This is a genomic window from Deltaproteobacteria bacterium, assembly GCA_016219225.1.
Taxonomy (GTDB): Bacteria; Desulfobacterota; RBG-13-43-22; order RBG-13-43-22; family RBG-13-43-22; genus RBG-13-43-22.
In genome coordinates this window covers 1-24,124 of sequence record JACRBX010000268.1, presented here as the reverse complement: position 1 = coordinate 24,124, position 24,124 = coordinate 1, and the positions used below count along the sequence as shown (strand labels likewise).

Below are 24,124 nucleotides of genomic sequence, written 5' to 3'. Positions count from 1 at the left end.
CGCCGAACTGTATTAAGGGAGGTACCGAGAAATGGATTTTGATTTTACCAAGGAAGAAAAAGAGCTGATCGCAGAGGTGCGGGCTTTTATCGATAAAGAAGCCACGCCTGAGTTGCTGGCCGAAACACGCCAGTTGGGTTTGATTTACGGCGGGCCGGAGGGCCGGAAGTTTATCAAGAAATTTGCCTCACACGGCTGGCTGACCCCCAATTGGCCGAAGGAGTATGGCGGGTTAGGGACCTCCGAGATGGTGACTTACCTGATCCGGGAAGAGATGGCCTACAGTGGTCTTCCCTGTATCTTTGTAGGGGCACACATGGCCGGCCCTGCCATTTTAAGGATCGGCAGCCCGGAGATGAAGAAAGAATTCTTAACCCCCTTGGCCAAGGGAGAGATCGAATTCGCCCTGGGCTATACGGAGCCTCAGGCCGGATCTGATCTGGTCGCTATGAAAGTCCGGGCCGATGACCAGGGGGATCATTTCCTGGTGAACGGACAGAAGACTTTCAACACCCACTGCCATGTGGCTGATTATCACTGGCTGGCGGCCCGGACCGATCCCGAAGCCCCTAAACACAAAGGGATCTCCATGATGATCGTCGACTTGAAAAGTCCGGGGATTACCATCCGTCCCTTGATCACCATGGCCGGATGGCGGACCAACGAGGTCTATTACGATAACGTTAAGGTGCCCAAGAAAAATCTGGTGGGCGAAATAAACAAGGGTTTTTATTACATGATGTCGGCTCTGGATTTTGAACGAATGGCCCCTCCAGGGGTCTATCGCAACCTCTTTGATGAGATTGTGCATTATGCCAAATCAACTCAAGCAGGGGGAAAACCCCTTTCACAGAATCCTTTGATCCGTCAGAAACTGGCCCAGATGGCCATCGAGTTGGACGTGGCCAGGCTGCTCTACTATCAATTGGCCTACATACTGGATAAAGGCTCCATTCCCAATTACCAGTCTTCCATGGAAAAACTCTTTGTCACTGAATTATCCCAGCACATCACGGAAACGGGAATGGAGGTGCTGGGCTTGTATGGCCTGTTAAAAGAAGGATCGGAATGGACCCCCCTGGCCGGAAAAGTCGAGCATTTCCATCGCTGGAGTGTAGTTGAAACGATTTATGCCGGTACTTCGGAGATCCAGAGGAGCATTATAGCCCAGCGGGGCCTCGGGTTGCCCCGTCAATAATAAGGAGGGAGTCGATGAATTACGATTTAAGTCAAGAGCAACAGATGCTCAAGGATGCGGCCCATCGCTTTTTGGTGAAGGAATGTCCCAGCACTTTCGTTAGACAGATGGCCGAAGAGGAGTCGGGACACAACCCGGAGCTTTGGAAAAAAATGGCCGACCTGGGATGGACAGGGCTGATATTCCCGAGCGAGTATGAAGGCTCGGAAGCCAGCTTCCTGGATTTGGCGGTGCTGCTTTATGAGATGGGATACGTCTGTCTGCCGGGGCCATTTCTGGCCACCATGGAGGGAGGACTGACCGTGCTGGAAGCGGGAAACGATTTTCAGAAAAAGGATTATTTGCCGAAAGTGGCTTCAGGTGAAAAACTCATGACTCTGGCCTGGACCGAGCAGGAAGGAAGCTATGCAATCGCTACCCGGGCCGAGTTTCAAGATACCCATTACCTGTTGACCGGGACCAAGCTTTTTGTGCCTGACGCCCATTTGGCCGATACTCTCATCTGCGTCGCCCGGACAAAACAGGACGGGGCTGAGGAAATCGGATTATTTTTGGTGGATGGTAAGGCCCTAGGGGTCAAAATCAAGGTCCTGCCCACCCTCTCGGGCGAAAAATTGTGTGAAGTGACCTTCGACCAGGTGCACATTCCTAAAGAAAACCGATTAGGCCGGCCAGGCCAAGTGGGAGCCGTTCTTGATAAGATATTCCATATGGCCGCTGTGGCCAAATGTGCTGAGATGTGCGGCGGGGCCCAGAGGGTCATCGAATTGGTCATGGTCCAGGCCAAGGAGCGGGTCCAGTTCGGACATCCCATCGGCAGCTTTCAAGCCGTTCAACATCATTGTGCCAATATCCTGACCTTTGCCGACACGTCGCGGTTCATGACCTTTCAGGCCGCCTGGAAAATCAGTCAGGGATTGGACTTCGAAAAAGAGGCCGCCATGTGCAAGGCCTGGGTAAGTGAGTCCCATCGGCGTCTGGTAGCGTTGGCCCACCAGGTCATGGGGGGGATGGGATTCATGGAAGAGCATGATCTTCAGCTTTATTTCAAACGGGCTAAAACAGCCGAGCTGGCGTTTGGAGATGCCGACTTCCATCGGGAACAGGTGGCTCAAAAAATGGGGCTTTAACTCTAACCAGGGAAACCAGAATGGATAAATTTCGTTTGGACCATCAAGTAGCCGTTATAACCGGAGCGGGAAGCGGTATCGGTCGAGCCACTGCCCTGACTCTTTCGGAGAGGGGAGCCCCTGTGGCCCTGATCGACATTGATCGGCAGAATCTCGAATCCGTAAGCCAAATAATAGGTCAACAGGGTGGAGTCTGTAAAATTTATGTTTCAGATGTTGCCGATTTCCAAGCCTTACGGATAGTATTTCAAAATATTTTAAAGGAATTTGAAAAGATCGACATTCTGGCGAACGTTGCCGGCATTTGGGAGTCTGTTCCATTCTTAAAGTTAACCCCTGAGAACCATGACCGAATGTTAGCCGTCAATTATAAGGGATGCGTGAACTGCATTCAATTGGCCTTACCTTCAATGGTGGAGAGTGGGTATGGCAAGATTGTCTCCGTAGCCTCCATAGCGGGCAAGGAAGGTTCAGCATTGGGTTCCAGTCACTATGGTGCCAGTAAAGGGGCTATCATGGCTCTTTCCTGCTCATTGGCCAGGGAATTTGCCGATAATGGAATTAATATTAATGTCGTTTGCCCCGGGTTGATTGAAACACCGATGATGACAATGGCCGATAACCTGTCTTATGAAATGGCCATCAAGGCTTATGTCAAGCGATGTGCTCTTAAAAGAGCGGGAAAACCAGAAGAAGTAGCGGCGGTGATCGCATTTTTGGCCAGCGACGCGGCAAGTTTTGTGACCGGGCAATCTTGGAATGTCTGTGGTGGTACTCGGTTGGACTGAACGCCTTGGAGAAGAGTTTTTAAGAATTGGAAAAAATATTTCTCGGGAGGAGAAAATAAATGTACCAGACATTAACCTATGTCCAAGAAGGCGGGGTGGCCACAATTGGGCTCAACAGGCCGGAATCGTTAAATGGCTTCAATTTGGATATGGGAAAAGATTTGAGTGAGTGTCTCACTCATTGTTCCATCGATAAAACGGTAAAAGCAATTTTATTCAAGGGAGAAGGCAAGGTATTTTCAGCCGGAGGTGATGTTAAAGAGATGAAACAGGCCTCGGATCGTCCTTATACCGCAAAAATTGCCACTATGTATCTCAATAACATCATTTCCACCATATGGCGAATGCCAAAACCCATCATTGCAGCAGTCCACGGAGCCGTTACCGGGGCAAGTTTTGCAATGGTTTTGGCTTGTGATGTAATCATAGCGGCTGAAGGAACCCGGTTTGGTACCGCCTATTTGGCGATAGGACTGTCTCCCGACGGAGGGACATCCTTTTTTCTGCCGAAAGTAATGGGTTTCCATAGAGCAAAATATTTTGCCTTTGCCAGCGAGATGATTGATGCTGCCGCCGGCCAGCAGTTAGGATTTGTCAGTAAAGTGGTGAAGAGTGAAAACCTTATAGCCGAGGCTGCGAAGATCGCCGGCAAATTGGCTTCAGGTCCTGCCTGGGCTATTGGCAAAACCAAGGAGCTTCTTAACAGCAGTTTCACCCAGACTCTGGAATCCCAGTTGGAATCAGAGAGTAATGAATTAGCGTTTGCTATGGGTACGGCGGATTTCGAAGAAGGGTTTGAAGCATTTTTAGCCAAGAGGAGTCCCAAATTTAAAGGATGAAGATATTATGTACCGTTTAGGTAGCCTTAACAATTAACTTCTTATAAAAGGAGGTAGGTACAATGAAAACGAAAAAAATGCTGTTCTTCCTGGCGCTTATCCTGATTACCGGCTTGCCCTGCGTTGGTTTTGGAGCGGAAAAACCCGCAACACAAAAGCTGGAACCAATTACGATTGGTTACATACAGTCGTTGACCGGTGTGGCCGGACGTATGGCCGGCACGGAGTGTGCGATGTTAGCCGTGGAGGAAATCAATAAGGCTGGGGGAATCTTAGGAAGACAGGTAAAACTTCTTGTCCGCGATGACGAGTTTCGGCCGGCGAGCGCTTCAAAAGTAATCCGTGAACTCCACGATCAATACGGCGTCAAGTTTTTCCTGGGAATAACCAACAGCGGATCTGCTCTGGCTCTCATTCCCTATCTGGAGCAGACGAATTCCCTTCTGATCACCTGCGCTGCTCATAGCACCTTGTTAACCGGGAAGAAATTCAGTTCTAACGTGTTCCGTATCACCGATAACGGGGGAATTAGGGCCAGAGCAATGGCTGAAATGGCCCGGAAAGTATATCCAAATGTCCACAAGTGGGCGGGGTTTATCGCCGATTATGAATATGGGTGGAATTGCTGGAATAATTTTAAAAAGGTCATGACCCAATTAGATCCGAAGTTCCAGGAGGCCACTGTCCGGGCGCTTCCTTTGACCATGACCAGTGGTTTTGGCCCTCACTTCAGTAGTGTTGCCGAATCAGGCGCGGAGGGGATATATATCTCTCTCAGTTTACCTCAATCCATGAGCTTTTATTTAGAGGGCAAGGCGTTTGGAATTTTGGATAAACTTAAAGCTCTCCTCGACCATAATCAGGATGCTCGTGAAACAAGAGCTATAGGAAAAAATTTAAGCTATGATCTTTGGACTGGTATCCATTGGTTCAGAGAAGGTTATGACAACCCGGTGAGCAAGCGCTTTGCCGAAGCTTACCCACGAAGATTTGGAGAGCAGCTTTCGGCCGACACGATTAATCAAGGGGCGGGCAGTTACGATGGGATGTATGCCTATAAACATGCCATAGAGAAGGCTGGAAAGCTCGACCCGGAGGCCGTTAAAAAGGCCTTGGAGGGACTGCGCTTCGAATCATTATGCGGGGAGAAATGGATCAGACCGGAAGACCACCAGGCCCTCTTTAAGATTGTATTTCACCACATCGTTCCGGACCCCGGCAGTAAGTGGGGTTTTCGATATAAGGATTTTTTCACTGTTGATGCAAAGGATGCTCATGTTTGGCCTTTGAACATGGCCAGGGAGCAATAAGCTGATGGTCCCGCAAGACATTATCTTCGCCCAGAATTATAGAAACTGGAGGTAACCCCCGGATGGATTCAATCATATTCGATATCCTGGTGGGGGTTACTCAAGGGGGCCTTTATTTTTTGACTGCCGCCGGGCTGGTACTCATTATGGGTATCACCCGGGTGGTGAATTTCGCTCATGGGCACTTTTATATGCTGGGTGCCTACGTGGCCTGGATGATTGGGACGGCAATTGGATCGAATTGGGGATACTGGGCAGGCTGCCTGGGAGGCGCAATCAGCGCCGGTTTGGTTGGGATATTAGTGGAAGTTTTTTTCCTTCGGTCTCTGTATAAGACAGAGCCTCTTTTTCAGATGCTCCTCCTTTTCGGTCTTCTCTTTTTGATAGAGGGGGTTGTTTTTCTCCTCTGGGGGTCGTCGGTATTGAGGATTTCAATTCCCTCCTACCTTATGGGTAATATGTCCATTGGCAATATGACCTTTCCTTACTATCTCTTATTTGTTCTCGGCGCTTCAATAGCCTTGACTCTCCTTTTGTGGCTTTTCTTGTTTAAAACAGATCTGGGTAAAAACTGTCGGGCCGCTGGCATGGATACAGAAACAGCCGGGGCGCTGGGCATCAATGTGCCCATGGTATACACGTCACTGTTTACTCTCGGGGCGATGCTTGCCGGAGCGGCCGGAGGATTGGCCACTGGAATGAAAGGCGTGTCACCGCTTATGGGCGGCCAAATGATTCTTAACGCTTTGATCGTGGCTGTTATCGGTGGGGTGGGAAATCTGTTGGGGGCTCTTATGGCGGCCATTATTCTCGGGATAACTGAAACCATCATAGGGCATTACCTTCAAATGTTTGGAATGGCAGTACCATTTGTACTAATGGCCGTGATCCTTGTCATCCGTCCCTACGGACTTCTTGGGAGACCGGAATAATGAAAAAGATCCTAAGCCAGAGTCGATTCTTGCTTTTAACCTTTTGTCTGCTCCTCATCCTGTTTTTATTGTTCCCGAAATTTTTAAGTTCCTACCATATCTATCTTCTTTGTGAAGTAATGGTCACAAGCCTTCTGGCTTATGCTTTTTTCTTTATGCTGGCCTATGGAGGCTTAATCAATTTCGGGATATCAGCCTACTACGGAGTGGGGGCCTATACCGTAGCCATTCTTCTCACTAATGGGATAACGCGTGGTTTTTGGTTGAGCTTTTTCAGTGGAATGGCCATGGCAGCCTTATTGGCTGTGATCATTGGCTGGCTCTGTGCCAGAAGGAAAGGAATCTATTTTGCCCTGCTGACTCTTGCCTTTTCAGAAACTGTCCACGCTATTATCTTCAAATGGAGAACCCTGACGGGGGGGGATGATGGCATACCCAATGTGCCCAGACCCCCGGTTGATCTGGTTTTTGTCGAGGTAGGCCTGAAGTCCATAAACAATTTCTACTATTTGATCCTGATCATCCTCCTGATAACCCTTCTTTTGATATGGGTACTGGCCAACTCCAACTTCGGTTATACCTTGAGATGCATCCGTGATAATCCGGAAAGAGCCTCTTTCATAGGTCTAAACGTGCAAAGGGAGGTCTGGATCGCCTTTATCATTTCCGGTATAATCGCCGGTCTGGCAGGAGGGCTTCGAGCCATTCTGGGGGAAATAGCCAATCCCGACCTGGTCTCATGGATGAGTGCCTTTGAAGTCCTGTTAGCCCTGATGATAGGCGGCATTAATGCCTTTACTGGCCCATTTTTTGGCACCTTAATCTATGTGTTCCTGAAGTCTTACCTGATATCTCTCTGGGGGAATTGGTTAATCGTGATGGGCATTCTTCTCATACTGTCCGTAATGATTTTTCGAAGTGGGGTTATGGGATTTATCTCTGAAAAACTTAGGAGACCGCTGTGAACCAGGTACTCTTTAAGACCGAGGGGCTGGTTAAGCGTTTCGGCAGTCTACCTGCCTTAAGCGGGATTAGTCTTTCCATTGGAAGAGGAGAGCTATGCGCCTTAATCGGTCCCAATGGCTCCGGAAAAACCACCTTCTTCAACGTGGTTACAGGTAAGTTCAAGCCTGACGGAGGCAGAGTCTTCTTCGATGGACAGGACATCTCTGGTTGGCCGCCGGAATGTGTATTGCCCTTGGCGATGGCTCGAGGCTTCCAGGTAGCGAACCTGTTCCCCCAACTGTCGGTTTTTGAGAATGTTATGGTTCCCATTATCAGACGACATAAAAGGCACAATCGATTCTTTACTCAGGCCAAGCGACAGAAGAATATCGCCGAAGAAGCAATGGATGTGCTGCATAGTATAGGGATGGAAAAACTCGAAACGCGCCGAGCAGCATCGCTAAGCCATGGCGACAGAAAAAGACTTGACATGGGTATTGCACTGGCCTGGCAGCCAAAACTACTGCTCTTAGATGAGCCTACGGCCGGTCTTTCTCCGGAAGAGACCCAGAGTATGGTTCAATTAATAAAGCAGCTCCATGCAAAAAAAGGGTTATCTATATTATTCACTGAACACAATATGGAGGTTGTTTTCAGCATATCACAGAAAATTACTGTTCTTCAAATGGGGAGGGTAATCGCCGAGGGGAAACCGGAAGAGGTAAGAGAAAATAGTGCGGTGATTGATGCTTACCTTGGGAGACAAACATGATGTTGGAAATCCAAGATATTCATACTTACTATGATACCAGTTACATTCTGCAAGGTGTTTCATTAAAGTTGGAAGAGAGGGAGGTCGTTGGTCTATTCGGAAGGAATGGGGCAGGCAAAACAACTACAGTTAAAAGCATCATGGGTATACCGTCTCCACAGAGAGGGAGTATAAAATATAAAGGGGAAGAGATAAGCAGACTCGCCTCATTTCAAATCGCCCGAAAAGGAATAGGCTATGTGCCTCAGGGGCGGATGATATTTACTGAATTCACGGTAAAAGAGAATTTAGAGATAGTCGCCAGGAACCTGAAAAGAAAGGGAGTTTGGAATTTAAAATCAATACTTGAACTCTTCCCGCTACTGGAAAGGCTCCAGAAAAGGATGGGCAACCAGTTAAGCGGTGGCGAACAGCAGCTTCTCGCTGTTGCCCGGACATTGATGGGAAATCCGGAGCTAATGATTTTAGATGAGCCGACAGAAGGTTTAGCCCCGCTGATCGTAGCTTCGTTGATGGAGGCCATCCAGACTTTAAAAAGTTCAGGCATAACTGTGCTATTAGCGGAACAAAACATATTTTCCGCCATTAAAGTCTCGGATAGAGTATATGTTCTGGATGAAGGGAAAATCGTCTTTTCCGGAAGCAGTCGCGAGTTTACCGAGAACCAGCAAATTGCCAGGGAACATCTTTTAGTTTGATTTAAGATTTCCAATCCGAAGGTAATTTTGATTATTTTTCCGATGGTAAAAAATGTAATAAATTATCGCTGAAAGTGCCACAAAAACAGCAGTAACAATAAACATAAAATGGTAATTGGAATGTTCTGCAATTATTCCTAAAATAACGGCCCCAACGCTAACGCCTAAATTAACGGATAAGAAAAAAGTTGACGTTGCCATTCCCCTGCGTTGGATTGAAGCTGATGTTACAGCGATAGTTTGAAAGGTAGAGAAAAGCGTACCATAACTAATCCCTATTATGGCAGCGCTCATTAAAAATGCTATTGGATTCATACCCTGGCTTAATAAAACCAGTCCAATTGCATAGAGTAATATGAAAGGATAAATTACAATGTTAGCCCCTTTTCGATCAAATAACCTACCTGCAAATGGTCTGAAAAGTATATTCCCGGCGGCAAAAACTACAAAGAAATAACTCGCCAAATTACCCATTCCTATTTCTATTGCATAAAGAGTAATAAAGGAACCAATACCCGCATAGGCAATCGCAGTAACAGCACTACATAAAGATATAGGAATAGCTTTTGGTTCAATTATTTTATTCAAATTAAATAAATTACTAGTATCAGTTTTCGTTTTATTTGGTGATGTGGGAAGTTGAGCCAAATATAACGAGAGAAAATTTAATATTGAAAAGACAGTACATAAAATAAATAATGCATTAAAACTATAGTGTGCAATAACAGTAAGGCCCAAAAAAGGGCCAACTACTGATGCAATACTCATGAATGTTATAAAATAAGCAAAACCTTCCCCCCTATATTGTTGGGGAATAATGTCAGCGGCAACAACTGCCAGCAAAGTAGTGGTTATTCCAAAGATAACACCATGAAGAAAGCGCAATACCAGCAAAGAATAAAGACTATAAGTTAAGAGATAAAGGGCGCTTATGGCAACAAATAGTATAAGGGAGACAATGAGTATTTTCCTTTTATCATATTCATCCGCCAATTTACCTGATATGGGGCTGATAATAACAGACCCAAGGAAAAAAGCCGTCAAAGTTAGACCTATCTGCAAATCGCCATGTTTTAATATATTCCTTACAAATAATGGAATGGTAGCCATAAAGGCAAAGAAGGAAAAAAAAGTAAAAAAGTTACATAAGCAAATCCCTATAAAACCTCTACTCCATAACGACGACGATGATTCCAATATTATCCCTCCAATAAAAGTATTAGAAGTTAATCCAGTTAGGACGCAGATTTTCGCCGATAACCGAAGATAACTATTCTTTATATTCAAAATCTTGGCAATTTGCACGATCGGCGAAAATCTGCCGATCCGAGTCGATCTGCGTCCAAAAAGGAATTTCCAGTGAATCACTATATTTTTTTTGAGACTAAGTGCGGACTGGTTTCAATTAAACCAAAACTTACTGCCGAAAATAGTATCAGAGCTCCTGCAATAATGATCATTACTGTTTGCAAACCATAGAGGTCCGCTAATGCGCCCATAGTACCGGTCCCTACCGCCCCACCGAGTAGTTCCCCTACTCCCATAATCAGAGAAGGTGATGTAGTGGCTAAAGTCCTTGGGACACTCTCCGTGCCAATAATAAATAGCAAAGACGGCAGGGCTCCGGCTATTCCTCCCAAAATGACAAATAGAATTTGGGCCACCGTACCAACTGAAAAATACATTACCAAAAACATACAGGCCAGTATCGGAGCAAAAACAATTAGCACGGTCTTTCGGCCAATACGGTTTGAAATTGCCGGGATAACAAAATTCCAAAATATCACGCTCACCCCCGTAGCCGACATAATGAAGCCCATTGATTGTTCTGACATTTTCCCGAGTTGAACCCAATAAAGGGGGGAATAAACAAAAAATGACCACATGGCAAGCATAGACAACACAATCAGTACAATGCACAGGACAACATTTCTATACTTTAATAGTTTAGCGAAGTCGCTCCAGTCGGCCTTTTCTACACTTGCCCCGTCTACCGCACTGGTAGTTTTTACCTCTTTAACATAGAGCCCAATCAGTATTGCCAAAACAAGAGTCGGAAGACTGGAAACAATGAAAGCCCAATGCCAATCATAGCGAACCAGTAATTGGGTTACCAAAAGCGGTGCAATTAACCCTCCTATAATGCCGGCGATACCAACCACCAATCCAACGGCTACCGCGAACCTTTTGGGATCGGTTTGAACATGCAGTATGGACACATATAATGGAGTGTACGGCCCTTCAACAATACCTAAAAAGAATCGCATAAGTATTAATGACGTAAGTCCGACAGTAAATGCGGAACCTGCTGAAAATACCGTAGTTAACACTAATAAAGGAACCATCAGCCATTTTTTGTAACCGGTGCGGTCCGCCAAAATGCTAAAAACAAGTCCGAATATTGCCCATCCCAATGTCTGGAACAAAATGATTTGACCAATATGAGTATTATTTAACCCAAACTCTTTAACCAGGACCGGAAACAAAAAGTTGATAGCCATCCTGTCCAACATGACTAACCCTAAACCTATACCAAATAAAACAACCAATAGTGTCTCGTATCTTCTATTGTTCATTATTTGTCCTCCTCGTAGACTATTCAGACCGAAATTTAAATGATCCACTGCTTGCAGAGATTGACAGCGGCGGAGGCATCTTTGCCGTAGGCATCGGCCCGGGCGTATTTACGCACCTCGTCATCCATCTGCCCGCCGCCGATCATGATCTTTACTTTATCCCGCAAGCCCGCTTCTTCTATGGCCTTGACCGTTTTTTCCATGGAATCGAAGGCCAGGGTTAAAAAACCGCTCAGACCTACTACCTGAGGCTTAAATTCCTTGACCTTTTCCAAAAAGACTTGAACCGGCACATTGATGCCTAAATCCAGCACCTCGTAGCCGTTCACATCCAGAATGAAGGTGACGATGTCCTTGCCGATGTCATGGATATCCCCGGCCACGGTGCCGATCAGGACCTTGCCCTTCTTTTGAAAGGCTTCTCCTTTTTTAAGCAGCGGCTTGACCTTGTCTGAGATGTTTTTGAGAATCTCACCGGCCAGGACTAAATCGGGGATAAAATATTCCTCGGTTTCAAAACGCTTACCCACAATCTCCATGGCCGAGCGGGTCCGGTTCAGGATTTCCATTGGATTGATACCGTTTTTAATCATTTCATCGACCAAGACATAGACTTCCGACTCTTTCAGGTCAGCCATGAGATCTATCAGATTGTCGCTCATAGAAACTCCTTTGTTCAAAATTTCGCTTCAAGCCTAAGGCACAAGGCGCAAGGAAACCCGCAATATTCTTCTTTGAAGCATTGGCCCTTATGCCTTGTGCCTGTGCCTTTTTACAATCTTCGCAACCCCCGCCCCTCTCTATTCCGAAGAGAAGGGGGATTATCTCCCTCTTTTCAACAAACTGGCCGGCGTAAAATCGTTGTAGGTATAATGTTGATCATTGACCGTCACATCAGCGCCATAATAGGTGGCCATACCGAACTGAACATCAACACCAAAGGCGCCATCCACCATCGGATATCTGCCTCCTAACATGGCATGTCGTTTGAAGGGCATCATCCAAGCCTTCCAAAGTTTACCGGCTCGGTCCCAGACCACAATGTAATAAATATTACTGACGTTTTCTTTATCCAACCAGATTCTTTTTCGGCTCTGGGGATATTTGGAGTCTTTGGGCTTGATGTCAATGACATAGGTATCTCGTACTTCATAATTATCATAAGGAAACGGCAAATCCTTTTTTTTCCAGGTAGTTGGTTTAGGTATGAACGTGTTTTCCGTAATAGCCAGCACCTTCTGTTCCTTAACGATGGTATAAGTAAATTCCGGGATCCTTCCGTCAAAGCCCCACAAATCGTCCAAAGCGGCTATGTTTCCCAAAAGCGGTGTGGAGCGCTGTCCGGCTTCGGCTCTTAAAACCCGACGCATGCTGGGCAGATAGAGGTAGGTATCATCGGGTTTGTTCGGATCCACATAGCGGTAAGTGAGGTTGATCGTATTTTTAATACTATCAGGATTTAAAAAGTGGACCATAGTGGCCTTATAGAGTCCCAATGGATTAGGCAAGTCCGGCTTGGGAGAAACTGCCATGCGACTCTTGAAATATAAAAAAATCAAATAGGCATTATTCCATCTAAGATCTTCTCCTCTCCTCTTTTCAAAAGACGCTCCCCGGGCATGATCGATATTTTCATCAAACATATACCGGGAGTCGAAGTTCCACATGAGTTTAGTGGCAAAGTCTTTATCGTTTCTCTGGAGATCTGGGAAAGGCAGACCTTCTCTGTTGTATCCCCCCGTAAGGTTTCCCTGGGCATCAAGACCATATTTACCTTTATTTTTTGCCGAAAAGGCAAGCCACTCCTTAGGGATCGATATGGGTTTTGAGGCTATAACGTTGGCATGAACAGGGGGGATAAGTCCCCAGCCATCTTCAAAGGCCGGCAGGAACTCTTCCGGAAACAGATGGGGGTATTTTTTATAGTTGCTTTTGTCGATGGTCGTACCCGGTGCGGGCATCTCCTGACCAAAGGATAGCGAGGCAACCATGAGACTCGATATTATCATGGCGGCTGCCAACAGTGTCCAAAATTTAATAGTTTTGGCTTGCATAACTTTGTCCCTCCTAAAAAGATTTAAAAATTAAACTGGGTGGTGAGGACGATCATATCCTTGGTCCGCAGGACGCCCAGCCCTTCGTAATTGTTGTCTCCGTAAACATTGATGTATTTCAGTTCAGCGGAGAATTTCTGATTCCACCAGCCGGGGGTCCATTTTACGGCCGGCATGATCAACCCGCTGTTGGCCCAGGGCCAGTAGCTGACGACCAGTTCGGTTGAGATCCGGTTGTAAAGCCAATTGGTGGCTATCCGGCCGTTGAAACGGGGTACATAGGACGGCTGTCTGGTGGCGTAGATGATGTACTGAAGGTTGTCGGCATTGGGGATATATTCGCCTACATGCTCAATGGTGACGTCGAAGGGGGCGGTTTTGTGCCAATCGAAATAGAAGAAGCTGTTGAGGTCATAAGCCACCATGTATTTGAAATAATCCCGGGTGACGATGGCATTGAAAACCGTTGGGTCAAAGGTGTTGAAAGGCTTGTTCGGCGAATAAACGGCCTCAGCCCGGACCACCCCCGGCCAGGGAAGCTGCTTGCTCATGTAAGCCCCGACAATGTCCATGGAGGGATGGACCAGTAAATATTGTCTTTCGGGCAAAAAGCTGTCCGGTCCGGTGGGGATGAGCCTTCCGGTCAGATTGCCTCTCTTGAAGAGCGGATCATAGTTGTGGGTATGCCAGTACATGAGACCGAACAAATAGCCGCCGGCATTGGTACTGGTCCTGAAGCCGAATCGGGTATCGCTGATGGTATTATCGGGGAATTCCTCCTTAACCGTAGGGAGTTCCGTCGGGACCCAGGTCCCGGCCAGGGGGCCTGGGATGAAGGGGGGCAGTTGAGCCCATCCTCTGGAAAAGGGCGGAAAAACCACTCCCGGCGCTTGCGGGAAAATAAGGGTGTTGCCTACGGAATTGGGGGGCAGAAACCGGTCCTCGGGATTGATGGCGAACCGTTGTCCCGATTGATTATTGATCGGGCTGGCGAACTGGGCCAGCCGGTTGACCCGGTACTTATCATCCACCAGAAGGGGATTGATGATCCATTCAAAGCTGGAGCTCAAGGGGTCGATGTCGTGAATGGACCGGATCATCCACTGGGGGATGCGGGTATCCTCCAGGTTGGAGAAGGCCAGGGCAAAACGCTGGTCCTCGGGATGAATGACATCGCCCACCCGTTCGGTCAGGGATTCTCCCCAGATGGCGATCTGCCTGCCGATCTTGATATCGTTCTTTTTATTGGGGCTGAATTGAACATAACCTTCCCGGATGACGTCATTGAGATTTTTATATTCGCTGTATTCTTCCCCCCCTTTCTGGCTCACCGAGCCGTCCTCGGCCTTGTACCAGGGTTCATAGGCGAACTGGATGGCCGTATAGAGCTTCAACTGATTGGAGACTTTCCAATCCCCGTAAGCCCGCAGCCAGGTCCTTTCCGTGGCCAGCCGGTCGTCGTTTTGCTGAAAAGGCTGTTTCTCGAAAAATACGCCGGTATTGTTGCGCAGCCAGCCCCAGATGGTCAGTTCCTGGTTGTCTCCGAAGGTGCTCTTGTCAAAGGCCTGCCCCGGTCCGGGAAACGATAGGACCAGGATTGCCAGGCAGACCAGGCTTAACCACATTCCTTTTACACTTTTCGTAAACATCTCTTTCCTCCTCTCAAAGTTTAAAAAACGGTATAAGGTCCAAGGTGTAAGATATACGGTATATGGCATAAGATCTTTCCTTGAACCCTGCATTTTGGCTCTTAGGCCTTATCTTTCTGTTTTTAACCTTGTACCTTTTGCCTTATACCTTGAACCTATCTTTTCGGTAGCGTTCCCGGGGGGATGTGATATCCCCCGTTGTTGTCATCACCTCCCCTTGTAATAAATTTGGGCTTAATGATGTTGATCACGGCTGGAAGTACTAAAACACCGACCAGCATGTTGACCATCATCAATATCCCCAGCAATATGCCCATCTCCGCCTGAAAGCGAAGCGGAGAAAAGAACCAGAAGATAACCCCGGCGGTCATCATGGTGGCGGTGAAAAAGACCGCCCGGCCGGAGGTGATGATGCCGCCCCGGACCGCTTTCGCCAGGTCTCTCTCTTCCCGGTAGACCTCGATGATGCGGCTGACGATGTAGAGCCCGTAATCCACCCCCAGGCCGATGCCCAGAGAGACGACCGGGAAGGTATTGATGTTGAGGCCGATATTTTTGAAAACCATGTAGGTAAAGGCCAGGAAGTTGGCCAGAATAAGAGACATGATGAAGATTATCCCGGCCAGGATGGAACGATAGGTCACGGCACAGAGGATGAAGATGATACTTAAGACGATGAAGAGGATCTGGTCCTTCTTGACCTGGATCACCTCGTTGGCCGCAGCCAGAATCCCTCCCAGGCCGCCGGCCGGTTTCGGGACCGCGTTTTCCATTAGCTTGGGATTATTTTTGATAAAATCTTTGACCCGGTGAATAACCTCTTTCAGAATCGGGCCTTCATGATTTTTCAGAAAGAGCTTCACGTTGGTGCTGGTGTTGCCATAGTCGATCCAGGTATCCATCTCACCCGGGGCAGCCCCGGTCTGAATCAGGGTGATCATGTTCTGGGTCGCCTGCTGGCTTGTAGGAATCGACTCCATCTTGGGGTCATTGCCGTAAGCCAGCATATTGGCCCCTTTAATCAGGTCGGCCACGGAGATGGCAAAACCCACGTTGGGGTCGGCCATCATATACTGCCTGAGCCCTTCCATCCCCTGGATGACATCCGGATAGGTGACTGATTGAGGACCCTTGCCCTGAACGGCTACCCACATCTGATCCACACCGGGAAACTTCCGGTTGATTTCAATGACATCCTGGTTGAACTCTGAATAAGGCCAGAGAATGGGAGACCCTGGGTTGGCATCACCGAATTTGAGGTGTGTCGAGGAGATGACTGCTATGATTAATATGAGGATGCTTAAGCCAACCGTAGCGTATCGGCCGGCACCGAAGGTCCAGTTTGACATCCTGATGAGGATCCGCCGGAGAAGATGCTCGGTGAAATATTCGATCCGATAAGTGAAGGATCGGTCAAGAATGGTAGTCTGGGTAGTCACTCTCCTGGTAAAATTCTCCTGCTTGTGGGCCAAAGAAGCAGGCACATCGGATTCCTTGGGGACCCGCACCTTAGTAAACAGGGCGAACAGGGGAGGGTAGAGGAAGAAGATGGTGAAGATCATGGCCCCTGACCAGAAAAAGCCCAAATAAGCCAGATTTCTAAGGGTCGGGATGGGGGTGAGGCAGATGACCAGTAAAGCCAGGGTATCGGCCAGGATGCCAATCAGCCCCGGCGGGAATAGACTGGTGCCGGTAATCAGGGCCGCTTCCCGGGTGTCGCCTGACTTCTGATACTCCTCGGTGAAGCGCTCCACCCACTGGACCCCGTGGCTCATGGCCCGGGCCGATAAGAGGAAGGGGATGACGATGATCAAAGGGTCGAAGTGAAACTTCAAGATGGCCGCAAAGCCCAGGCCCCAGATGGAGGTGATGACGGCGCTGATAAAGGGCCAGAACCACAGCCCACCCCGACTCATATAGGCAAAGAGCATCAGGAGGATCACCACGGAAGTGACAGCCAGGATAAGGGCCATATTGGGCAGGTAATGGTAGATCCAGCCGTAGAGCAGGGGTGTGCCGGTCAGGTAGATCTTATGATTTCCATCCTGTTCTTTCTTCTTGATCTCCATGAATTTGTTATAGAGCACATTGAAGTCGATCTTGCCTTCGATGAAGTTGGCATCCAGCCGAAGGGCCTTCTGATCCCGGGAAACCCAGATGCCGTTGACATTGCCCGAAGTAAAGACCTTTTTCTTCAGCTCCTCCATGGTGGATTGATCTTTCGGCACTTCTTTCATGACCGGGTATGAAGAAAACCCTCCGGCCGTCTCTTTCAGGATCGACACCTTCTGGGAGGCTATCGAGAAAATACCGAAGTGGTCCACCCCTGGTATGAGATCGACCGCATCGGTAATGCGGGACATCTTGGCCAGGGTCTCCGTGTTGAAGACATCGCCTTTCTTGACCTCCAATACCAGCGTGGCCTGGTAGGCCCCGCCGAAATACTTGGCGTATTGCTGGTGGACCTGCACATAGGGGTGGTTCTGGGGAAAAAGGTCTAAAAACTGGGTGAACATCTGGATGCGGAAGATCTGGCTCAGAAAGAAGAGGGTGATGACCGCCATGGCCCCTACCCCTTTTTTTCTATGGGTGATAAGAAAGCTGACCAGTGCTTTAACCATATATTACTCCTTCCCCGGGCCGACCATAAAGGCAGGCAGGCCGAGACGGCTCCAGGTTTTGCCGGCATCATGACTGGACAGAATCTTGCCTTCACTCCCCACCAAAAATCCTCCGCCTTCAGCGAAGGCCAAGCCTGAAAGCCAGGAATAGTGGCCCGGGATGACCAGGGGAGACCAGGTCTGGCCATTATCTGAAGATTGAACCAGTGCCCCTCGCAGGCCGACGGCCAAAAGCAGGGAACCCCAAAATCGAACCTTGAGCAGGGTATCATCCGTGTTGCTCTTAACTTCCTTCCAACTCCGACCGCCATCCAAGGTGACCAGGATCCTGCCGGCCGTACCCACGGCAACGCCCTGTCTTTTATCTTTGAAGGCGATGCCGAAGAGTTTGCCCAATTGATCGGCCCGTTGTTTTTGGAAGGTCTTTCCCCCATCCACGGTATGGAGAATGGTTTCAAATTCACCAGCGATCCAGCCTTCCCGGGAATGAAGAAAGACTAAGTCATTTAAAATTACGTCTTCCTGGAAAGGCAGCTTTTCCCAGGCGGCCCCTCCGTCTGCCGTGTGGAGGACGGTGCCGAAGGTGCCCACGCAAAATCCCTCCCGTTCATTGAGGAATTGGACCTTGAGCAGTTTCTGATCGGTCACGGGACTTTTTTGTTTCTCCCAATGAAGGCCCCCGTCCCGGGTATGGAGGATGGTTCCCTGGTCGCCCACGACCCAACCTTCCTGTTTGTTGACAAAGGATACGCCGGTTAAAGACTGGAAGGTTCCTGATTGCTGGCGGGACCAGGTCTGGCCTTCGTCTGCCGAGTGGGCAATGGCCCCGAAGTAGCCTACCACCCAGACCTGATTTTTATCCAGTACGGCCACGTCGTAGAACTTGTCGCCGAAGGTGATCGGGGGCGCCCCCATGGCCTTCATTGGCTCCGGACCGGCATTGGGCTTCTGCCCCGGACCGCAGCCGGCCATCAGAAAAGCCAAAATCAAAAACACCATTACGATCGACCGCCATGCAGGAATGTTCACCCGTTCTGCCTGTCTTTTTCTAAACACGCCTTTTTCCTTTTATTAACAGTTTAATGAATTGGTAATAGGCCTCCAATAATAAGCAAGGGGGCAATGATGCGAGGAAGAAACCAAAAACAAGGAGTAATGATGGCCATCATTAATTTGGAGGATCGGATTTTCTGGATCATCCATTGTGAACCATTAAAAAGGGTTGCCCCCCGGTAGTGGGATTGCGCCGTGCGAGCGCTCTTCATCCACGTTTGCCGAGAGTCCTTCATGACCCGTTGATCTGCGTAGTCATGAACTCGAGCTGTATCCGTATCGCTTCCGCAAGCAGCTTCGAGGAGATGGTCCCGTCCGTCACCGCATCGATCATGCCCGCTGGCGAGAGCCTCATCTCGTCAGTGGACAATCCCAGGAACTGCGACACATACCCGGCTTCTGTAACCCCTTCCGTCCAGAGATTCTCCGGCCCGCCCGGATGGGGGGCTATTTCGAGGACGTTTAGGCCAAGTTCCGTGTTGGTGATCCCCCACACTTCGTATTTATCGAACTCTGCCACTTCTTCAGTATGAGGCGGCGTTTCGGGGACTTCCAGGTAGAAGGCGAATCCGAGCAGATTCCCCTGAGCATTAAAGACTTCCCAATAGTTTTTCCCGCTCCCGGCCTCGGCCACTCTTCTGATTCTCTCAATATCCGCAAAGAGTTGCTTGAACTTATCCTTCTTCAACATCTTGTTTCCTCCTCTGATTATTCTTTAATAAACACCAAACTCATGAACGGCATCGGATAAAGCCTGCACGTTTTCCGGTTTGGCTTCATCCGGTATGCCCATGGAGCAGTCGATGATTAAACCGCCATTGTCCCCGAAGATATCGATCAGTTCTTTGACATCGTCCTGCACCTTCTGCGGCGTTCCTGTGCAGAGGAGTGAGGCCGGTACGTTACCCCAGAATACCATCGTATTCCCCAAGAGCTTTTTTGCCTTTTTCCGATCCACAATGTCGAAATGCCCCATTACCTTCCTGGCCGGCAGTTCCTGGAGATACTCCAACCGTGGCGTGTAGTCGCCTTCAAAAAGGGGGATAGGGGTAAGTCCCGTTTCGATGATACCGTTTATGAGAGCCTTGAACCCGGGCCAATAAAACTTGGCAAACTGTTTGTCGCTCATGAAACCAGCCGCACCACGGTGCATGGGGATGAAGATGCCCTTCGGCCCAGGTTGCCCGGCAGTCATTGTGGCCATGCTGATCGTGACGGGTACCAGCCCTTCGATCAGGGCGAGAAGCTTCTCCGGAGTCCTGTACATATCGAGCATAGAACCCTTCATGCCACGCAGGATGTCAGATACCATATCAAAAGCGCAAATGACCATAGCCCGGAAAGGCACCGGGTAACCCGACTTCATCATCTCCATCACGTAATTCATGACCTGTGTTTTGAACAGGGCATGGGTCTCGGCGAGATCCAGGGCCTTTTTCAGAATCTCTACCATGGGGGGAGCCGAGAGCATCTCTCCCAGGAAAACGGGTAGGGTATAAGCGTTCGAGAGGAAGAGCAGTGGAGGTGCCGGCATCTGGGTCATGGCGCTCAAGGGGGCCAGAGCCCTCGCTACGCGAGGCCAGAGCTTCTTGACGGCATATCCGTTTGGATCAGCCAATGCCTCATCGTATTCATGCTGCATCATGGTTTCGCCTTCGACCCATTGGAAGGGCTGGTCGTCGGAGAGGCCACTTCCAGGCCATTTGAGCTGCGTAACTCCGAGTATCTCCAGGGGACGGGCCGGCATCACCGGTCCGGGTGATGGTGCTGCATCCCAACCATATTCGACGGTAGCCTCCTGCCAGGCCTTCAGGGTGACGTCCATGTTTTTCATGGCCTGCTTGTTCGAGATTCCCTTTATCCTTGTAGGGAAAAAGGTGACGACCACCGGGGCCACGGGGATGCGGTCGGGGTTTCTCAGATTCAGGGCGTCGTCTAAGCGTTTCGCCCTGGTGATGAATTCCTTTGGCGGTTCAAAAACTGGCGCCTGGGGGTTTGGTGTTGCCTCCGACATATAATTGTCTCCTCTTTTTGTTAGCTCCATCGGTTTGCTACCCATTCATTGGGCATCGTCCCTCTTTAAAGCTTGTCAGGCTGCTCCAGCGGCTCGACTCCACCACCGCGCCGTCCGGAGCGAGGATCAAGGCCCCCACCCCATCCAGGCCGTCGATCAGATCTATTCCTTTCTTCAACCCCAGAATGGTTACCGAGGTGGCCAACGCATCGGCATCAACGGCTTCCTCCGCCACTACCGTTGCCCTGAGTACGTCCTTGACGATCCGGCCGTCTCGGGCATCGATAATATCGTCACTCCTCCTCCGGTAAGTTCCGCTGGTCGCAACAGCGCAGTTGCTAAGCGCTACAACAGAAGCGATTCTCAGGATGCTCCGCGGATCGCCCAGGCCGATCCGCCAGGGGGTTCCGTCGGGACGGGTCCCGATGACCTTCAGATCGCCACCGGCATCGACCAGGGCGCTCATGATCCCGTTCTGGCGCAGGACCTCTACGGCTGCATCGACGGCATATCCCTTGGCAATACCGCCCAGATTGATTCCCATCCCTTTCTTTCCGAAGCGCACCCCCTCGTCAGCTTCGATCACATCCTGGCTGTTCACAAGCCCCAGCCCCGCAGGCGACGCTTTCTTGCCATACGGTTCCCCGCTCTTACCAGACCGTGACAAGGCTTCGTGTCCTTTGAGAACAGGATGTATAGTGACATCGAATGCGCCGCCCGTTAATTTCCAATAGTGCATCGCCCGGCCGATCACTTCCCTCGTATCCGCACTCAGTCGATCGCAGCAGCCCTTCTCGTTGAGTGTGCCTATTTCACTGTCAGGACGGTAGGCACTCATACGGTCTTCAAGTCTCCGCAGGCGGCTAAAGGCGAGGTCCATTATCCTTAAGGCTTCATTGGAATCGGGGTGATCCACTATTATTCTGACAACGGTCCCCAAAGCCAGTATCGTGTTCTGCGTCACTTCCCACCTTTCTGCCTGCCCGGGGGGCAGGCGCGCTGTCTCTTGTTCCCCTCAGGCCAGAGCGAAGGGGCTGGCGATCATCATCTCCTCTACGGGCATCTTCGAGAAGATCTCCACCCCACTGGCGGTCACGACGAGCATCTCTTCGAGCTTTGTCCTGCCGACGAGGGGGTCGAATTCCATCGCCTCGACCGCCATGGTCATACCTTCTTCGATCACCATCGGGTGTTTCGGTGACCATAGCCGGTTGCATATCGGGTATTCGTACAGCCACAGGCCGAGGCCGTGGGCGAGGTCGTCGCACCACATCAACCGGTCATCGGGCAGGCCTTTTTCTTTTGCGGTCGCCCAGTTCTCGGCCAGTTCCGCGGTGGTGATCCCCGGCCTTATGGCATTGATCACCTTGTACATCCGATCGTAACTCCGCTTATGCAGGTCTTTTTCTATTGCCGACGGCTTTGTGGAAACCTTGTAATTCCTGTAGTAACATGAGGTGTAGCCCATGTAGGTCGCCCTCGTAATATCTATCGTAACCACGTCTCCGGGCTGGATGATTTTATCCATGTTCATGCTCAGACCCCCAACCTGGCCTCCGGAGCTGACGAGAACATCCCAGACTTCCTCCACACCGTTTCTTATCAGAGAATCAATGCCTACGGCCCTTATATCCCGCTCCCTAACCCCCGGTTTGATCGCCTGGTACATAGCGTAGTGCGCCGCATCACAGAGTGCCGTAACCATGTGCATACAGTTGATCTCGTCTTTCGTCTTTACCGCCCTCGCCTCAAGCAGGACAGGCATGACGTTGACCAGCTTCAGTCCCGCCTCGACCAGGGCCTGCCGGCCGGCCTCATCGATGTCATCAATCCCTAATGGTTCCTTGGCCAAACCAAGACGCGCGAGCTCACTTTTGATGCCTGCGGCAAATAGTTTGGCCGTCTCCCAAGTGGCTTCTTTTCCAGCCGACTGACACGCCCACTGGAGTGACAGCCTGAATTGCTCAGGCTTGATCCAACGGGTCTCCCAGATATTTCTCCCCGGTGTTTCAAAGAGGACCGCGTCCTGTTCGGCAAAGACCAGGCAGTACCTGAGCCGGTCCAGAAAATCGATGAATTTTGTGCTCGTTGCGTATCGAATATTTTCGGGCCTGAAGAGTAATGCTGCGGCTATTTTGTTCTTCTTCAAGGCACTCTGAGTTTTGTCCGTCCTTTCCTTTCTCATGCGCTCGTAATCGATCGGTCCCGGTGTGAAATCATACGCCATACCACCCGATCCGAGTTTCAACCCGTATGTACCAGCCATGTCCAACCTCCTTTTTTTTAGATCCCGTCACATCGACCCATTTTCATCAGGTCATCTTGTCTCTTGCGGGAGGGCCTTGTTGCTTCACATTCGCACAGGCCCTCCCGTATTCGCCTATTCCTCAGCCGTTTCAAAGGCGACGCTCCGGCCCACTAATCGGCCGAAGGTCATCGAAGCCGGCCACATAAGACCGCCCAGATAGGTCCCTTTTCCAACCAGACCCCCGGTCACTTCACCTATTGCATAAAGGCCTGAAATGACTTCTCCGTAATTGTTAATTACCTGGGAACGGGTATTGATCTTCAACCCTCCCTTGAACGACGTGAGGGACGGATGACATTTGACCGCGTAGTAGGGCGGGGTATCAACCGGGATAGGTTCACCATTGACCGATTGCAGGTATTTACGTCCAAACACGGTGTCGTAGCCTTCGCTCTCAACGTCCTCGTTGTATTTCTTCATGGTCTGTGCAAAGAGCCCTGGATCTTTTATGCCGGCGGCCTTGGCCAGTTCCTCCCAGGTGTCGGCTGAGTACTCCTTGGCACTCGAAACACAGGGCAAGACCACCGGATGTATTCTGATCTTGCTGTCATAGATTATGAAGAATTGCGCCTCTGGTTCATCCAGAGCGGCATCCGTCAAGTTTCCGTAATATCCTTTTGGACAGGACTCGTCGTAGAAACGCTTGCCGTTCAGGTTGACCGTAACGCCCCCAAAGACAACCGCAAAATACGGCCGATCAGACTTCGTCGTGTCGCAGACCGGCAAGGAGGACACAACTGAATGTCCGATATGTTTTGTTGCCGCCCCCGCATCCAGGGCCATCTTGAGTCCGTCTCCTAAATGGCCCGGTGCCATGGTGGGAATGCAGTCAACATACCGTTCGCCGTACTCGATAATCATCTCCCGGTTTCGTCCGAATCCGCCGGTCGCTATGACTACCGCTTTTGACGCCTTGAAATTCATGGTCTTGTTTTTAGCCTCTACGGTCACACCTAAGACTCTTCCCGTTGAGGGATTGGTAATGAGCCGGCGGGCCCGATGCTGAAAGAGAATCTCGATATTCTTGAATTCTCTTGCCTTGTCTTCTATTCTCTGCATGGTCGCTGCGCCTCTGTAGAAGTGGAGACGTCCTACCTTCAGATCTCCTGACATAGGGTATCAAAAACCTTATAAGATTGATGTTCTTTGAAAATCTACCAGGAAAAATTAATGTAACATTATTTCTTTATTTTTTATGTTTTTTGGGGTAATATACTCCCATGAAAACACAGCAGAC

Annotated in this window: 21 protein-coding genes; 9 read left to right on the top strand and 12 right to left on the bottom strand. The window is 49.6% G+C overall.

The annotated features are described in order from the left end of the window. Nucleotides 1-31 precede the first annotated feature (31 nt). From HY879_22175 to HY879_22135, 9 genes are all read left to right on the top strand, one after another. Nucleotides 32-1,198, top strand: a complete 1,167-nt coding sequence (locus tag HY879_22175; protein ID MBI5606050.1) for an acyl-CoA dehydrogenase family protein — start codon at nt 32-34, stop codon at nt 1,196-1,198. A gap of 14 nt (nt 1,199-1,212) precedes the next feature. Further along, nucleotides 1,213-2,328: an acyl-CoA/acyl-ACP dehydrogenase gene (locus HY879_22170; protein MBI5606049.1), complete on the top strand. Its 1,116-nt coding sequence runs from the start codon at nt 1,213-1,215 to the stop codon at nt 2,326-2,328. Nucleotides 2,329-2,348: 20 nt separating this feature from the next. After that, the gene (locus HY879_22165) at nt 2,349-3,116 is read left to right on the top strand and encodes an SDR family oxidoreductase (protein ID MBI5606048.1); all 768 of its coding nucleotides are present in this window, start codon (nt 2,349-2,351) and stop codon (nt 3,114-3,116) included. 59 nt (nt 3,117-3,175) lie between these two features. Further along, nucleotides 3,176-3,955 (top strand): enoyl-CoA hydratase/isomerase family protein, encoded by a 780-nt coding sequence (locus HY879_22160; GenBank protein ID MBI5606047.1) that lies wholly within the window; start codon nt 3,176-3,178, stop codon nt 3,953-3,955. 62 nt (nt 3,956-4,017) lie between these two features. Beyond that, a complete protein-coding gene (locus HY879_22155) occupies nt 4,018-5,265 on the top strand; it encodes an ABC transporter substrate-binding protein (GenBank protein ID MBI5606046.1) in 1,248 nt (415 codons plus the stop codon). Nucleotides 5,266-5,327: 62 nt separating this feature from the next. Continuing rightward, entirely contained in the window at nt 5,328-6,197 is an 870-nt protein-coding gene (locus tag HY879_22150) for a branched-chain amino acid ABC transporter permease (protein ID MBI5606045.1), read from the top strand. Further along, nucleotides 6,197-7,162 (top strand): branched-chain amino acid ABC transporter permease, encoded by a 966-nt coding sequence (locus tag HY879_22145; GenBank protein MBI5606044.1) that lies wholly within the window; start codon nt 6,197-6,199, stop codon nt 7,160-7,162. Before HY879_22150 ends, HY879_22145 begins: the two co-directional genes overlap by 1 nt. Beyond that, nucleotides 7,159-7,914, top strand: coding sequence for an ABC transporter ATP-binding protein (locus HY879_22140; GenBank protein ID MBI5606043.1), 756 nt, complete (start codon nt 7,159-7,161; stop codon nt 7,912-7,914). Before HY879_22145 ends, HY879_22140 begins: the two co-directional genes overlap by 4 nt. After that, on the top strand, nt 7,914-8,612 hold the full coding sequence (locus tag HY879_22135) for an ABC transporter ATP-binding protein (GenBank protein MBI5606042.1): 699 nt from the start codon (nt 7,914-7,916) through the stop codon (nt 8,610-8,612). Before HY879_22140 ends, HY879_22135 begins: the two co-directional genes overlap by 1 nt. Here HY879_22135 and HY879_22130 read toward each other — a convergent pair. From HY879_22130 to HY879_22075, 12 genes are all read right to left on the bottom strand, one after another. Further along, a complete protein-coding gene (locus HY879_22130; protein MBI5606041.1) occupies nt 8,604-9,809 on the bottom strand; it encodes an MFS transporter in 1,206 nt (401 codons plus the stop codon). The two genes, HY879_22135 and HY879_22130, sit on opposite strands and share 9 nt — an antisense overlap. Before the next feature lie 170 nt (nt 9,810-9,979). Then, nucleotides 9,980-11,188, bottom strand: a complete 1,209-nt coding sequence (locus HY879_22125) for an MFS transporter (protein MBI5606040.1) — start codon at nt 11,186-11,188, stop codon at nt 9,980-9,982. Nucleotides 11,189-11,223: 35 nt separating this feature from the next. Continuing rightward, nucleotides 11,224-11,850: a cobalamin B12-binding domain-containing protein gene (locus tag HY879_22120; GenBank protein MBI5606039.1), complete on the bottom strand. Its 627-nt coding sequence runs from the start codon at nt 11,848-11,850 to the stop codon at nt 11,224-11,226. Nucleotides 11,851-12,009: 159 nt separating this feature from the next. Then, nucleotides 12,010-13,242 carry a DUF1329 domain-containing protein gene (locus tag HY879_22115; protein ID MBI5606038.1) on the bottom strand — a complete coding sequence of 411 codons (1,233 nt, stop codon included), beginning with the start codon at nt 13,240-13,242 and terminating at the stop codon, nt 12,010-12,012. A 23-nt stretch (nt 13,243-13,265) separates the two neighbouring features. Next, nucleotides 13,266-14,891, bottom strand: a complete 1,626-nt coding sequence (locus HY879_22110; GenBank protein ID MBI5606037.1) for a hypothetical protein — start codon at nt 14,889-14,891, stop codon at nt 13,266-13,268. A gap of 155 nt (nt 14,892-15,046) precedes the next feature. Next, a complete protein-coding gene (locus tag HY879_22105; GenBank protein ID MBI5606036.1) occupies nt 15,047-17,512 on the bottom strand; it encodes an MMPL family transporter in 2,466 nt (821 codons plus the stop codon). A 3-nt stretch (nt 17,513-17,515) separates the two neighbouring features. Next, nucleotides 17,516-18,568 (bottom strand): hypothetical protein, encoded by a 1,053-nt coding sequence (locus tag HY879_22100; protein MBI5606035.1) that lies wholly within the window; start codon nt 18,566-18,568, stop codon nt 17,516-17,518. Between the two features lie 229 nt (nt 18,569-18,797). Then, on the bottom strand, nt 18,798-19,256 hold the full coding sequence (locus HY879_22095; GenBank protein MBI5606034.1) for a hypothetical protein: 459 nt from the start codon (nt 19,254-19,256) through the stop codon (nt 18,798-18,800). Between the two features lie 24 nt (nt 19,257-19,280). After that, nucleotides 19,281-20,579 (bottom strand): hypothetical protein, encoded by a 1,299-nt coding sequence (locus HY879_22090; protein MBI5606033.1) that lies wholly within the window; start codon nt 20,577-20,579, stop codon nt 19,281-19,283. A gap of 37 nt (nt 20,580-20,616) precedes the next feature. Then, the gene (locus HY879_22085; protein ID MBI5606032.1) at nt 20,617-21,543 is read right to left on the bottom strand and encodes an FAD:protein FMN transferase; all 927 of its coding nucleotides are present in this window, start codon (nt 21,541-21,543) and stop codon (nt 20,617-20,619) included. Between the two features lie 51 nt (nt 21,544-21,594). Further along, nucleotides 21,595-22,845, bottom strand: a complete 1,251-nt coding sequence (locus tag HY879_22080) for an aminopeptidase P family protein (GenBank protein MBI5606031.1) — start codon at nt 22,843-22,845, stop codon at nt 21,595-21,597. Between the two features lie 114 nt (nt 22,846-22,959). Further along, nucleotides 22,960-23,946, bottom strand: a complete 987-nt coding sequence (locus HY879_22075) for an FAD-binding protein (protein MBI5606030.1) — start codon at nt 23,944-23,946, stop codon at nt 22,960-22,962. Between the last annotated feature and the right edge of the window lie 178 nt (nt 23,947-24,124).

What these genes read in the sequence shown, in the direction of transcription:
- HY879_22175 (MBI5606050.1), top strand. Translation starts at nt 32, where the DNA reads ATGGATTTTGATTTTACCAAGGAAGAAAAAGAGCTGATCGCAGAGGTG.
- HY879_22170 (MBI5606049.1), top strand. Translation starts at nt 1,213, where the DNA reads ATGAATTACGATTTAAGTCAAGAGCAACAGATGCTCAAGGATGCGGCC.
- HY879_22165 (MBI5606048.1), top strand. Translation starts at nt 2,349, where the DNA reads ATGGATAAATTTCGTTTGGACCATCAAGTAGCCGTTATAACCGGAGCG.
- HY879_22160 (MBI5606047.1), top strand. Translation starts at nt 3,176, where the DNA reads ATGTACCAGACATTAACCTATGTCCAAGAAGGCGGGGTGGCCACAATT.
- HY879_22155 (MBI5606046.1), top strand. Translation starts at nt 4,018, where the DNA reads ATGAAAACGAAAAAAATGCTGTTCTTCCTGGCGCTTATCCTGATTACC.
- HY879_22150 (MBI5606045.1), top strand. Translation starts at nt 5,328, where the DNA reads ATGGATTCAATCATATTCGATATCCTGGTGGGGGTTACTCAAGGGGGC.
- HY879_22145 (MBI5606044.1), top strand. Translation starts at nt 6,197, where the DNA reads ATGAAAAAGATCCTAAGCCAGAGTCGATTCTTGCTTTTAACCTTTTGT.
- HY879_22135 (MBI5606042.1), top strand. Translation starts at nt 7,914, where the DNA reads ATGTTGGAAATCCAAGATATTCATACTTACTATGATACCAGTTACATT.
- HY879_22125 (MBI5606040.1), bottom strand. Translation starts at nt 11,188, where the DNA reads ATGAACAATAGAAGATACGAGACACTATTGGTTGTTTTATTTGGTATA.
- HY879_22120 (MBI5606039.1), bottom strand. Translation starts at nt 11,850, where the DNA reads ATGAGCGACAATCTGATAGATCTCATGGCTGACCTGAAAGAGTCGGAA.
- HY879_22115 (MBI5606038.1), bottom strand. Translation starts at nt 13,242, where the DNA reads ATGCAAGCCAAAACTATTAAATTTTGGACACTGTTGGCAGCCGCCATG.
- HY879_22110 (MBI5606037.1), bottom strand. Translation starts at nt 14,891, where the DNA reads ATGTTTACGAAAAGTGTAAAAGGAATGTGGTTAAGCCTGGTCTGCCTG.
- HY879_22105 (MBI5606036.1), bottom strand. Translation starts at nt 17,512, where the DNA reads ATGGTTAAAGCACTGGTCAGCTTTCTTATCACCCATAGAAAAAAAGGG.
- HY879_22095 (MBI5606034.1), bottom strand. Translation starts at nt 19,256, where the DNA reads ATGTTGAAGAAGGATAAGTTCAAGCAACTCTTTGCGGATATTGAGAGA.
- HY879_22090 (MBI5606033.1), bottom strand. Translation starts at nt 20,579, where the DNA reads ATGTCGGAGGCAACACCAAACCCCCAGGCGCCAGTTTTTGAACCGCCA.
- HY879_22080 (MBI5606031.1), bottom strand. Translation starts at nt 22,845, where the DNA reads ATGGCTGGTACATACGGGTTGAAACTCGGATCGGGTGGTATGGCGTAT.
- HY879_22075 (MBI5606030.1), bottom strand. Translation starts at nt 23,946, where the DNA reads ATGCAGAGAATAGAAGACAAGGCAAGAGAATTCAAGAATATCGAGATT.